This is a genomic window from Brachybacterium sp. (assembly GCF_036379615.1).
Lineage (GTDB): Bacteria > Actinomycetota > Actinomycetes > Actinomycetales > Dermabacteraceae > Brachybacterium.
In genome coordinates, this window is record NZ_DASVGJ010000075.1 from 1 (window position 1) to 13,032 (window position 13,032).

The following is a 13,032-nucleotide window of genomic DNA, read 5'->3' on the forward strand; positions in this document are numbered from 1 at the left end:
GCCCTCATCGCCCCCGACCCCGTCACCGGCAGCCCGATGGTGCTGCCGCTGGGACGGGACCGTACGACATCACCCCCTCGACCCCAGGAGGACGCCATGGTCACCACCACCACCGACGCAGCACGCACCGAGGACGCAGCGGTCGAGGACGCCTCGACCGAGGAAGCACAGACCGAGGAAGCACGCACCGAGGAAGCCCTGACGGGGCTCGTGCCGTCCCTCGAGCACTCCAGCATGCTCGCCGTCGAGCTCACGGTCGCCGCCCGCCGCACCCTGGGGCCCTCGATCGTGCGCTTCACCCTCACCAGTCCCGACCTCGCGCACGTGGGCACCAACTCCCATCCGCTGGACCTCCGGGTGAAGCTGATCGTCCCCGGTCCGCGTGCGAGCACCGACCACTTCGCCCCGGTGCGACCCGGCGGGATGCTCGATCCCGTCACCCACGCCGAGTGGTATCGCAGCTGGCTGCAGATCGACCCCACCGAGCGCGGCTGGATGCGCACGTACACCGTGCGCGATCAGCGCGCCGCCGGTCACCCCGGGAACGTCTCCGAGCATCCCGAGATGGACATCGACATGGTGCTGCACCTGGACCCCGTCGAGCAGCCCGGTCAGGGCGTCGCCGCACGCTGGGCGCGCGATGCGGAGGTGGGGGACACCATCACGCTGCTGGGACCGAACCGGCATCTGGTGGGCCCGGAGTACGGCGGAATCGAGTTCCGTCCGGGCACCGCCCGCACCGTGCTGCTGGTGGGCGACGAGACCGCCGTGCCCGCCGTGGGCTCGATCCTGGAGGCGCTGCCCGCCTCCCTCACCGGGCATGCTCTGCTCGAGGTGCCCGAATCCGGGGACATCCAGGAGCTGCACACCCGGTCCGGGGTGCAGGTGACCTGGCTGCCCCGCGAGGGGCGAGCGCACGGGGAGCTGCTCGACGAGGCCGTGCGTCGTCTGATGAGCGAGAACAGCGCCCAGGCGTTCCGCGACGCCGCGGCCGACGGACCCGCGACCGATGACGCCGCGGGATCTCCCGGGGAGCTCGAGGACGTGGACGTCGACGAGACGATGCTGTGGGAGACCACCACCGGGCACGGCGCCTTCTACGCCTGGCTCGCCGGGGAGGCCGGGGTGATCAAGGTGCTGCGCCGCCACCTGGTCAGCGAGCTGGGACTGGACCGCAAGCAGGTCTCCTTCATGGGGTACTGGCGGCTGGGACGGCCGGAGCACTGAGCCACGAGCACTGCCGGCGAGCACTGCGCGCTGAACAGCCGCCACCGCGCGAGCGGGCGTGCCGACGTGAGCAGGACAGCACTGAGCGGAAGCGCACAGCGGGCGGACCGCGCCGGTTCGACGTGGCAGGATCGTCTTCTGTTGTCCGGCACCTGACAGGAGGTGCCGCCGCAGGACGAGAGGTGGCAGGGCGTGCAGAGGATCAGCCTCGAGAAGATGGCGAAGATGCTGTCGGTGTGGCCCGTCGTCGTCAACACGCTCGCGGTGCTGGCCGTTCTCACGGCCGTCGCTGCCGAGGGGTGGGTCCCCGCCCTGGTGCTGGCGATCCTCCCGCTGGCGATCATCCTCTGGCGGCAGCGGCACACGCTGGCACGGCGCTCGCCGGGGATCGGCGGGGTGGGCCGCTATCTCACGGCCCGCTACCTCCTGCTCGCGGCGGCGGCCGTGCAGCTGCACGGGCTCGACCAGCTGAGCGCCGTCCCCCTCGTGGCGTGCGTGCTGATGGTCCTCGCCCTCGCCCTGGAGCCGCTCCTGCTCGCGATGAATCGGCTGGCGGTGCCCTATGCCGCGAACGTTCCCGGCCATGAGGACCGCAACCGGGCGCGCTTCGGCTACGGGCACGTCTTCCCGCTGAATCTGCTCGCGGTGGTCCTGCTGGTGCTCGCGGTGCTCGCCCCGGTCGTGCTGGTCGTGGTCACCCTGGTGGTCGCCGCAGCCTCGCTGGTGCTCGCCGCCGCCGCGCTGCTCGACATCGCCGGCCGGATCCAGGCGCGTCGGCGCTTCCAGGCGGATCTCCCCGAGATCCTCTCGGCGATGCAGCCCGAGTTCTACGTCTACTGGCACGCGCCGCCGCGCTCCGCCTTCCAGGTGACCATGTGGCTGCCCTACCTCGAGCGGATCGGCGTGCCCTTCGTGCTGGTGGTCCGCACCGTCCCCACCTTCCGCCAGCTCGCGGAGGCGACCGACCACCCCGTCGTGCTGCGCCGTTCCCTCACCGATCTCGACGACCTGATCGTGCCGTCCCTGCGGGGCGTGTTCTACGTCAACAACGCGATGCGCAACAATCACATGGTCCGCTACTCGCAGCTGACCCACATCCAGCTGCTGCACGGCGAGTCCGACAAGGCCTCCAGCGCCACCCCGATCATCCGCATGTACGACCGGGACTTCGTGGCCGGGCAGGCCGCGATCGACCGCTTCGAGAAGTTCGGGGTGCAGATGCCCCCGGAGATCTTCCGGATCGTGGGCCGCCCGCAGGTCGAGCACGTCGCCGAGGCGCGCGGGCCGATCGGGGAGCTGTCCGACCGCTCCGTGCTGTACGCCCCGACCTGGCTCGGCTACCAGGCCGAGACCAACTACTCCTCCCTCCTGGCGGGCTCGCAGATCGTGCGGTCCCTGCTCGAGCGCGGCTGCCGGGTGGTGTTCCGTCCCCACCCCTACAGCGAGCGCTCCCCGGAGCTGCGGGACGCCTGCCGCGAGATCCGCGCGATGCTCGAGGCCGATGCCGCCGCCACCGGCCGCCGGCATCTGTACGGGGAGATCGCGGAGACCGAGATGAGCGTGGTGGACTGCTTCAACGCCTCCGACGCGATGATCTCGGACGTCTCCGCCGTGGTGGGTGACTTCCTGCACTCCGGGAAGCCGCTGGCGATGGTGTCACCGCGCACCGATGCCGCCGAGTTCGTCGAGCAGTTCCCGATGGCGCGCGCCGCCTACGTCCTGGTCGTCCGCGACAGCGCGCTCGAGAATCTCGACGAGGTGCTCGATGCGCTGACCGGCACCGATCCCCATGAGGCCGAACGGAAGCGGTGGGGCACCTACTACCTCGGCGACATCCCCCGGGAGCGCTACGCGGAGCGCTTCGTCGACGTCGCCCGCGAGGAGCTCCGCCTCCCTGCGTCCTGATCGACCGCCTCCGCCCCGCGGCAAGGCCCGCAGGGCCCCCGGTGCTACGCTTCCGGGCACTTGGAACGGCCTCGACCTGCCCACCGCGCCGCGATGCAGGTCACCGCTGCGCCGCCACCCCGTCGGTGTGCGTCCCCCGACCGTCCCTGAGAGATGAGGTCCCTCCCCATGACCCCACTGGTCTCCGTGATCATCCCGGTCTACAACTCCGAGGACTATGTGCGCGAGGCCGTCCGGTCCGTGCACGAGCAGTCCCTGGACGCGGAGGCCATCGAGCTGATCGCCGTCGACGACGGCTCCACCGACAGCAGCGGGGAGATCCTGGCCGAGCTCGCGGCCGAGGACCCGCGGATGAACGTCCTGTCGCAGGAGAACTCGGGCACCCCGGGCGGGGGCCGGAACCCGGGGATCGACCGGGCGACGGGGGAGTTCCTCTTTTTCCTGGACTCCGACGACCGGCTGACCCCCGACGCGCTGCGGCGCATGGTGGAGGTGGCGACCTCCGAGGGCTCGGACGTCGTGCTCGGCAAGCTCGGCAGCTCGGACGGCCGCAAGGTCCCCAGCACCATGTTCACCCGGACGGTGCTGGACGCCGACCTGGTGCGGGACAAGGTGTTCAACACGCTCGGCCCCACCAAGCTGATCCGTCGCGAGATCGTCGAGCGGCTGGGGCTGCGGTTCCCCGAGGACCAGGGCCTCGGCGAGGATCAGCCGTTCATGGCCGCCGTCTACCTCAGTGCCCGCAAGATCTCCATCCTCGCGGACATGGTCTATTACGTCATCCGCCACCGGGACGACCGCTCCAACATGTCGCTGACCCGGCAGAGCTCGGCCTCCCAGTGCGAGATCGCGCAGCGGGTGGCGCTGACGATCGAGGAGCACACCGCGCCGGGCGAGCTGCGCGACGCGCTCCTGAAGCGGCCGCTGGGCTGGTCCATGGAGCGCGCGCTGGACAAGCGCTGGCTCACCCTGGAGCGCGCCGAGCAGGAGCTGCTCGCCGGGCGCTTCCGCGAACAGGTCGGCCATCTCGTCACCGACGGGGTCCGCCAGGTGATCGGGGACGACGTCCGCCTGAAGCTCGAGCTGCTGCTGGCCGGGGAGCTCGACGGGCTGGCGGAGCTGACCGCGCACCTCGCGGAGCAGCCCAAGGGGCGCATCACCTACCGCGACGGCGCCTTCCGGCGAGAGCTGCCCCCGACCCTCACCGCGCTCCTGCCGGCAGAGGCGCTGAGCGTCGACGCGCCGACGATGAAGTGCCGCCTCGAGGACGTGCGCATCGCCGGTTCCCGGCTCGAGGTGTCCGCGACCGTGCGGATCCCCGATCTCGCCACCCCGCCCGACGAGCTGCTGCTGCGCGCCCGTCGGCGCGACGACGAGAAGACCGAGGTGGATCTGCGGACGATCGCCCAGGACCTCACCGCCGGGACTCCCTCCTACGCCGTCAGCGCGGAGCACGACGGGCTGGAGCGGGGGATCTGGGACCTCTTCGTGGTGATCCGCTGCGGCGAGTTCGCCAAGCAGGTCCGGCTCGGCGCGGACCGTGCCCGCACGATCGAGCCCGAGGGCGTCTCCAACCTCGTCGAGGACCCCGCACCGCAGGACCGCGTGATCGCGTACTTCACGCAGGGTCACGGCAACCTGTCGATCGACCGCGGCGGGGTCATGCACCGCGAGCTGCTCGGCGCCCGTGCCGTGGGCCTGACCCTCGACGAGAACCTCCGCGCCGTGCTGCTGGTCTCCACCACCGCCCCGCTGGGCAGGCACGACGAGTTCTTCGGGCATCTCGACGGCGTCCCCCATCACAGCGGACGCCAGCTGCTGCCCGTCACCCGCCTCGGCGAGCGACTGATCGGGCTGCGCCTGCCGCTGAGCGACCAGATGATCGGGGCGTCCCTGCGGGTGGATGCCTCGGTGGACGGGGCGAAGGTCCCGCTGCGCGCCCCGGGCACCGAGCACTGGCCGGCGCGCGCCGCCGGCTTCGGCCTCCTGGCCGACGAGGAGGGGACCCTGCACGTCACCGTCCCGGCAGAGAGCGGCCGCGACCGGCTCCCGCTGCCCGAGATCCGTGCCCCTCGCACCCGGTCCCGGGGCACGAGCGGCCAGAGCCTGAGGCGACGGGTGGTGCCCGCGGTCAAGCGCCTGCCCGTCATCGGCCCGGTCGCCGCCCGCGCCGTGCGCGCCGTCCGGGAGCGGCGGTCCTGATGGCGCCGATCAAGACCTTCTGGTGGCGGTGGAAGTACCCGCACCGTCTGAACTTCGGCGACGAGCTCACACCGCCGCTCGTCGAACGCCTCACCGGGCGTCGCGTCACCTGGGCGGCCCCGGACCGGTGCGACCTCGTCGGCGCCGGCTCCGTGGTGCAGATGATCCTGCGCAAGCAGGGCGCGAACCAGCCGCGGGTCTGGGGGAGCGGCTTCATCCGGGAGGCGGCCGACGGGGAGGCTCCTGCCCGCCTGGACCTGCTCGCCGTGCGCGGCCGCTCCACCCTGGGCCGGGTCGAGAACCTGGGGGAGCGGGAGATCGCGCTCGGCGACCCGGGGATCCTCGCCCCGCTGCTCGTGGACGGCACCGTGAAGAAGCGCTACTCCCTCGGGGTGATCCCGCATTACCACGACGTGGCCTCGCCCGTCGTGCAGCGGATGCGCGCGCTCGGGGCCGGGGTGCGCATCATTGACGTCGCCTGGACACCGCAGGAGGTGGCCCGTGAGATCGCCGCCTGCGATGCGGTGATCTCCTCGAGCCTGCACGGGCTGATCTTCTCCGACGCCCTCGGCGTGCCCAACGCCCACATCCGCCTCGGGGACAGGCTCCAGGGCGGGCTGTACAAGTTCCACGACTACTACTCCGCCTATGCCGTCCCCGACAGGTACCGCGAGTACGTCGAGCCCGCCGGCGGCGCCTCGCTCACCGAGATCGTCGACACGGTCACGGGGCGCTATGTCGACCCCACCGGGCTCCACGATCTGCAGCAGGGCCTGGTCGCCGCGCTGCAGGAGCTGTGACCTCGGTGGCCGCTGCGCCTTCAGCGCCTTCTGTGCCGTCTGCGCCTTGTGCGGCTCTGGTGGGCTCTGCCGACGGGCGTGAGGTCCGTCGCGCCACCGCCGGGGGAACGGCGGGCGTCGTTAGAATGAACGCCAGGTTGCGGACCCGCGGCCATGACACGAGAACACGGGGGGAGTGGAGCATCCGGTGACCGTCGACGCGTCAGGGCCCAGCGCCCCGCCCACCGCCCCCGAGCCGATGGAGCGCACCTTCACTCCGGACTCGGTCGCCGCCGCCGTCGAGGAGAACGAGCTCGAGCAGATCGGTGTGCGGCCGAAGCTGGGCACCTATCTCAAGGAGCTGTGGGGCACCCGCGCCTTCATCCAGGTGCTCGCCTCCTCCAAGGCCGAGTCCGAGAACCAGAGCACCTATCTCGGGCAGGTCTGGTCGCTGATCTCCCCGATCATCAACGCCTCGGTGTACGTGCTGATCTTCGGGTTCCTGCTGCGGATCGGCCGGGAGGGGATCGAGAACACGATCGCCTTCATCGTGGTGGGCGTGTTCATGTTCCGCTTCTTCGAACGCTCCGTCATGGCGGGGGCGCACTCGCTGAACAAGAACATGAACCTGGTGCGGTCCGTGCAGTTCCCGCGCGCGGTGCTGCCCACCGCGGGAGTGCTGGCCGAGCTGTTGATGCTGGGCCCCGCGCTCGTGGTCATGTGCGTGATCTCGTACCTGTCGGGCTTCCTGCCCGTGGCCGGGAAAGTCACGATCGACGCGTACTGGCTGCTGCTGGTCCCTGCGGTCGCGCTGATGTGGATCTTCTCCACCGGCTGCGCCTTCATGGTGGCGCGCTGGGTCGCGATGACCCCGGACCTGGACAATCTGCTGCCGCACTTCATGCGCATCCTCATGTACGCCTCGGGCGTGATCTTCTCCGTGGACCGCTACCTCAGCCAGTTCAGCTGGGGCTGGCTGATGGAGTACCAGCCGGTGGCGGTCTACCTCTACCTGGTGCGCTCCTCGATCCTGGATGAGCCCTCCTATCCGCCGGACGGCTTCATGTGGCTGCTCGGCGCGATCTGGGCGGTGCTGTTCGGCGTGATCGGATTCCTGATCTTCTGGAGCGGAGAGGAGCGCTACGGCCGTGACTGACACCGACGAGGTCGATTTCGAGATCGACAAGGACGAGCTCGACTCCTCCGCCGTGCTCCAGGTCCCCTCCGACAGGCTCTCCCTGCTGGTCAACGATCTGCACGTGTCCTATCGCGTCTTCGGCGCGAAGAAGGTCGGGCACGGTGCCGGGCGCAAGTGGGGCCTGCTGGACCGGCTCATGCGCCGCGGGGCCGCTCAGCCGCCGGTGCGCGAGGTGAAGGCCGTGCGCGGCATCACCTTCGCCGCCAAGCACGGTGAGGCCATCGGCATCATCGGCATGAACGGCTCGGGCAAGTCGACGCTGCTGCGGGCGATCGCCGGGCTGATCCCGCCCGCCGCCGGGACCGTGCACGTCGCCGGCAACCCGTCGCTGCTCGGCGTCAACGCCGTGCTCATGAAGGACCTCACCGGCGAGCGCAACATCATGATCGGCGCCCTCGCCCTCGGTCTGAGCAAGAAGCAGGTGCGGGATCGGTATCAGGAGATCGTCGACTTCGCCGAGATCGGCGACTTCGTGAACCTCCCGATGAAGACCTACTCCTCGGGCATGGGGGCGCGTCTGCGCTTCTCCATCTCCGCGTCGGCCGTGCCCGACATCCTGATGATCGACGAGGCCCTGGCCACCGGAGACGCCGCTTTCCGGGCCAAGAGCAAGGCCAAGATGGACGAGGTCCGCACGTCGGCCGGCACCGTGTTCCTGGTGAGCCATTCGCTGGCGACGATCCAGAGCATGTGCACGCGCGTGCTGTGGGTGCATGAGGGACGCCTGGTGATGGACGGGGACCCCAAGCAGGTGTGCGTCGCCTATCGCGATTTCGTGCACGCACGCACCGCGTACAAGCTCGAGACCGAGAAGCAGGCGGCGAGCGCGAAGCGGAGCTGAACCGGCCGCAGCGCCGGCCCGGACGCAGGGCTGGCCGGACCGAGCTGCGATCGCACTCAGGGTTCGACAGCACCGCAGATCCACCAGCACCGCCCGTCACACGGCACAGGGCCCGCGCACCGTTCGCCGGTGCGCGGGCCCTGTGCTGTGTCGTGCAGCGGGTCAGCCGTTCAGCGGGTCACCAGCTCATTGCCGCACGACGATGTTCTCCGAGTCGATGAATCGACCGACAGGAGAGGAGATCGTGTTGATGACCTGGGCGACGTGCCCGGGCTGCATGATCGTGCTGGGGTCCTCGTCGGGGGCGAGGGTCTTGCGCAGCGCGGTGGCCGTGCGCCCGGGGGAGAGGCACACCACGCGGGTGCCGTAGATCGACAGCTCCTCGCGCATCACCTGGCTCATGTTGATCACCGCTGCCTTGGAGGCGGAGTAGGTGAGCCAGCCCGAGCGGCCGGTGATGCCGGCCGTCGAGGCGATGTTGACGATGAGGTCGAAGCGATTGCCCAGGTTCAGCAGGGTCTGGACGATCGTGAACGGGCCGTAGAGGTTGACGTTGATCGTCTTCTCGAAGTCGGCCATGTCGACCTGCTGGAGCGGCACCGGGTTGGTGTACCCGGCGTTGTTGACCAGGATGTCGATGGAGCCGGTCTGCTCATAGGCCTGGGTGACGGCCTGCTTGAGGGACTCGCGATCACCGACGTCCACCGGGATCGGCACCAGGCGGCGCCCGACCGGCAGCTCCTTCTCGAGCTCTGCGACGTTGGCGTCGAAGTCCTCGGAGGCGCGGGCGAACATCACCACGGTGGTGATGTCGTCGTTGTTGAGGATGAAGCGCCGGGTGGTCTCGAGGCCGATGCCTCGGGATGCTCCGGTGACGAGGGCGGTCTTACTCATCGTCGTCCTCCTCGGGTCGCAGGAGGAACCCTGCCATCTTGAGATCTGTCTTGGTGGTCACCTTGAGGTTCTCGTCGTTGCCCTCGATGAAGTGGACCGGGTGGCCGGAGTCCGCGACCAGGGTCGCGTCCTCGGTGAACTCGATCCCCTGCTCGACGGCGCGGGCGTGCGAGTCCTGGAGGTCCGCCTTCGCGAACTTCTGGGGCAGCTGCACGTTGCGCAGGCGCGAACGGTCCAGGGACCCCGTCACGGCGGAGGTCTCCGGATCGACCGGCGCGACGGTGAAGGAGATCTCGGACATCAGCGAGACGTTGCGGTGCTCGGAGTCGATCAGCCGCTGGAAGTCGCTGGAGCGCACGAGCGGGCGGGCCGACTCGTGGATGATCACGTCGTCGTTGGTGCAGTGCGAGATCATCGCGGCGACCGACGCGTGGCGGGACGAGCCCGCCTCGACCAGCGTGACCGGGGTGGAGATCGCGTAGGCCTTCAGGATCGCCTCGATGTCCTCCCGCCACTGCGGCGGGTAGTTCAGGACGATCTGGGAGATCTGCTCGACCCTGTCGGCGGTGACGAGGGTGTAGACCAGGATCGGAATCCCGCGGAGCTTGAGCAGCTGCTTGGGCGCGTCGGCGCCGGTGCGGCTGCCTATCCCTCCGTTGAGGAGGATCAATGAGTACATAGGGAATGCCCTTCGTGCGGGTCGGCGGCTCCGTCGTGACAGGTCACGGGAAGATCCGCATCCGTCGAATTCATCGGGACGCCATCTGGGCGCCCTGTGCCGTTCACTGTACAAGTCGCGTCCGCCGGGACCGAGCGGCACGCGGAGCGGGAGCGCCAGCTCACGCTCGGGCCCCGGTGCGGGCCGAGGCCCGGGCCCTGGTCCAGGTCAGGGCTTAGGCCGGATCCGGCGTGCCGGCCCCCTCCTGCTCCTGGATCCGGGCCCACAGCTCGTCGCGCCGCGTCGACAGCCGGCGGCAGGCCTCCAGGAAGCGGGCCAGGGAGCTGCCGGGGGTGATGTCGCCGAGGTAGTACTCGATCAGCTCGATCCGCTCCTCGCGCAGCGGATCGTGCTCGATGAGCTCGCGGGCCAGGCTCCCGGCGGTCGCGGCCTCGGACGCTGACAGGCGCGGGGACAGCCCCAGCAGCGCCGTGCCCGCATCCCGGGACTGCGAGTCCGAGGGGCGGGTGATGATCAGCGGCCTGCCCGTGGGGAGCCAGTCCCCGGTGACGGCCGAGATGTCGCACAGGATCAGATCCGCATCGGCGAAGTCCTGCTGCAGGGGCCGGTCGGTGCTGACCACCCCGCCGGAGGTCTCGACCAGCTCGCGCAGCTCCCGATCCGCCTCCCCGTACTCGGGGACCCGCACCCCGGTGAGGGGGTGAGGACGGTAGATCACGCCGAGGCCCGCCTCGATGACGGAGCGGATGGCCTCGAGGCCGTGGCTGCGCAGCGAGCTGTAGGCCGCGGAGGCCTGCCCGCCCTCCCAGGTCGGGGCGTAGAGCACCGTCGGGCGGGGGTCCGAGCGGACCGTCACCTCGACCTGATCGGTGTCCAGGGAGGGTCGTCCCACGGGGATGCATCGGGCCGGCGCGTCGAACAGGGTCGTGTATCGCTCGAGGCGGTCGATCGCCGCCTGTCCGGCAACGAAGGAGTAGTCGTAGGCCTTGATCTGGTTGGAGACCGAGACCACCTTGTCCGAGTCGCCATGCAGCAGCGAGACATGGATCGCCGAGCGCGACCGCAGCGCGGCAGTGTTCAGCGGGTTGTAGTTCACGTACAGGACCAGCTTGGTCCCGCTGCGCAGGATGATCGCGTCGAGCGTGGCGTCCAGCGCGATCGTCACCACGGGGATGTCCACCTCCGTGCGCAGGGCCGCAGCCGTGCGGGAGTCCATGCAGATGATGGTCACTCCCTGGACCGGGTGCAGCTCGCGCAGGGGTCCGTACCAGCTGCGCAGCTGGTAGAGGCTGTCCAGGGTGTCCGGGAAGTACACGACGACCTCGCCGTCGAGGGCGGTGCCCGCGAGCGCGGCGTCGTCCCCGATTCCGTCGGGCATCCCTCCGGGCAGCAGGCCGAAGCGGCGCAGCAGCTTGCCGCCCGTGCTGCGCACCCGGCGCTTGAGCGCGTTCCCACGTGCAGGCATGATCACGTCCTCGTCTGGGGGTCGTCGGCGTCGGCCGCGGCGATCAGCGCGGTCCAGGACGCGGCCGTGGTGTGTCGCGGCAGCTCCTCGCGATACCGATCCCGCAGCCCGGGCCAGCGCCGGGCGAGGTCGAGATGCGAGCGCAGGGAGCGTGCCAGGGCATGGCGCATCTCCGAGCCGCTCACCTCGAAGGCGGACTGGACCTCTCCGGCGTCGTCGGTCACCAGCACGGCGTCGCCGCCCAGCGTGGTGCGCCAGTGCATCTCGTCGGCCGGGACGGCGAGCACCACCCGCGGCGGCCCGTCGGGGCGCAGCATCCGGCGGAACGAGTGCCACAGCGCCGCCGGGAGGGGCAGGGGGGAGCCATGGGTGGGGTGCTGGCCGGCGGTGAGGTCATGGTGGCGATGCCAGGAGTCCACGACCCGGGCGCCGTCGTCCCGGGCGTGCAGCAGGTCATCGCCGAGCCAGCCCTCGGGCCCGGTGCGGACCGCGTCGATGCCGTCCTCCCAGAGCTCGGCCGTGAGCAGATGACCGGACAGGATGTGCTTGGCCTGGTGCAGCAGCGAGGAGGCGAGCACGCCCCGACCGGCGCCGTAGGCGGCGGCGATCGCGAGCCGGTTGCGGTGCAGGACCCTCCCGGTCCACGTCATCTGGGTGCGGTAGGAGGTCCACGGCGGATGGTGCACCGACGTGCCCGGCAGCACCGCGTGGCCGTAGCCGCGCCTCGTGGCGCGCAGCCCGTACTCGGCGTCGTCCCACTTCAGGAACAGGGGTGCGGGCAGGCCGAGGTCCGCGGCCGTGCCCGGGGGGAGCAGAGTGCCCCACCAGCCGGTGTAGTTGGCCTCGTCCCCGGGGGAGAAGAAGGTCCACTCCTCCGGGGAGGTCCCCGCCAGGTCGATCGCGTGATGCACGCGGTCGGCGGAGCGCCACTGGAAGGCGAAGGCGCTCACGGCCTCGGTGAGCGCGGTCAGCTGGGTGGGCTGCGTCGCGGAGAACAGCGGGGTGCCGAGGATGGTGGGGCGCGGGGCCAGCGCCTGATAGGTGAGCATCCGGCGCAGCGATTCCTCGGAGAGGACGGCGTCGTCGTCGGAGAACAGCACCGCGTCCGACGGATCCCGGGAGGCCTCGAGCATTCCGCGGGCGTACCCGCCCGAACCGCCGAGGTTCGGCTGGTCCACCAGGCGCAGGGCATCGTGGGCGGCGAGCAGCCGGGCGAAGGCGCGATGGTGCTGCAGCGTCCCGCCCTGATCGACCACCACCACGGAGGTGACGACCTCCATCTCCAGGAAGCGGCGGGCCTGGGCGAGGGCGTCCGACTCCCGCCCGAAGGTGGGGATCACGACGCACAGCGAGGGCAGCTCGGTCGCCTCGGCGAGCGTCCACGTCACCGAGCGCACGTCCCCCTCGATCCAGAGCCACTCCTCGGTCAGCTCCTCCGCGGTGAGCTCGCGCCGCCCGCCGCTGACCGGGCCGAGCCGCCGCAGGCGCCCGCCGCGCGCCGCCAGCAGCGAGGCGGGCCCGCCCTCGACGGTGAGCGTCACGGTGCGCGTGCCGAGCACCTTCCGCCAGCTCGCCGCCGGGAAGACCGCTCCCCACAGCGTGGGCGTGGCGTGGGGATCGGAGCGCTGCAGGAGGGTCGAGGGCCCGCCTGTGCGGGCAGCATCGACAGCGGCATCGCCGCGCTCACCCGGCGAGCCGGATTCGCTCGGCACGTCCTGCATCCACTCTCCTGACGACGTCGGTCGGCCCCGGGCCCGGCCGCCGCGCATCGCAGGGTGACGCCGGGCGTCTCTGGATGGAGGGGCGATCGAGCGGGAACCGACGGCTGCGGGAAGGGACCCC

Annotated in this window: 10 protein-coding genes; 6 read left to right on the plus strand and 4 right to left on the minus strand. The window is 70.7% G+C overall.

Annotated elements, in window-relative coordinates; all coding sequences use genetic code 11:
* From VF289_RS18120 to VF289_RS18145, 6 genes are all read left to right on the plus strand, one after another.
* Positions 1-1,227, plus strand: a 1,227-nt coding sequence (locus VF289_RS18120; protein ID WP_330885631.1) for a siderophore-interacting protein, incomplete at its 5' end; no start/stop codon positions are given.
* Positions 1,228-1,419: 192 nt separating this feature from the next.
* Positions 1,420-3,132 (plus strand): CDP-glycerol glycerophosphotransferase family protein, encoded by a 1,713-nt coding sequence (locus tag VF289_RS18125; protein WP_330885633.1) that lies wholly within the window; start codon positions 1,420-1,422, stop codon positions 3,130-3,132.
* Between the two features lie 168 nt (positions 3,133-3,300).
* The gene (locus VF289_RS18130; protein WP_330885635.1) at positions 3,301-5,334 is read left to right on the plus strand and encodes a glycosyltransferase family 2 protein; all 2,034 of its coding nucleotides are present in this window, start codon (positions 3,301-3,303) and stop codon (positions 5,332-5,334) included.
* Positions 5,334-6,134: a polysaccharide pyruvyl transferase family protein gene (locus VF289_RS18135; protein WP_330885637.1), complete on the plus strand. Its 801-nt coding sequence runs from the start codon at positions 5,334-5,336 to the stop codon at positions 6,132-6,134. Before VF289_RS18130 ends, VF289_RS18135 begins: the two co-directional genes overlap by 1 nt.
* Before the next feature lie 187 nt (positions 6,135-6,321).
* Positions 6,322-7,269, plus strand: a complete 948-nt coding sequence (locus tag VF289_RS18140) for an ABC transporter permease (RefSeq protein ID WP_330885639.1) — start codon at positions 6,322-6,324, stop codon at positions 7,267-7,269.
* The gene (locus VF289_RS18145; protein WP_330885641.1) at positions 7,262-8,152 is read left to right on the plus strand and encodes an ABC transporter ATP-binding protein; all 891 of its coding nucleotides are present in this window, start codon (positions 7,262-7,264) and stop codon (positions 8,150-8,152) included. Before VF289_RS18140 ends, VF289_RS18145 begins: the two co-directional genes overlap by 8 nt.
* A gap of 186 nt (positions 8,153-8,338) precedes the next feature.
* Here the strand turns inward: VF289_RS18145 and VF289_RS18150 are convergent, their stop codons facing one another.
* The 4 genes from VF289_RS18150 to VF289_RS18165 all read right to left on the minus strand — a co-directional run bounded on the left by VF289_RS18150 (position 8,339) and on the right by VF289_RS18165 (position 12,911).
* The gene (locus VF289_RS18150) at positions 8,339-9,046 is read right to left on the minus strand and encodes an SDR family oxidoreductase (protein WP_330885643.1); all 708 of its coding nucleotides are present in this window, start codon (positions 9,044-9,046) and stop codon (positions 8,339-8,341) included.
* On the minus strand, positions 9,039-9,725 hold the full coding sequence (locus tag VF289_RS18155; protein WP_330885645.1) for an IspD/TarI family cytidylyltransferase: 687 nt from the start codon (positions 9,723-9,725) through the stop codon (positions 9,039-9,041). The genes VF289_RS18150 and VF289_RS18155 overlap by 8 nt, the downstream gene beginning before the upstream one ends.
* 214 nt (positions 9,726-9,939) lie before the next feature.
* Positions 9,940-11,190: a CDP-glycerol glycerophosphotransferase family protein gene (locus VF289_RS18160; RefSeq protein ID WP_330885647.1), complete on the minus strand. Its 1,251-nt coding sequence runs from the start codon at positions 11,188-11,190 to the stop codon at positions 9,940-9,942.
* Positions 11,191-11,192: 2 nt separating this feature from the next.
* Entirely contained in the window at positions 11,193-12,911 is a 1,719-nt protein-coding gene (locus tag VF289_RS18165) for a glycosyltransferase (protein WP_330885649.1), read from the minus strand.
* Positions 12,912-13,032 lie beyond the last annotated feature (121 nt).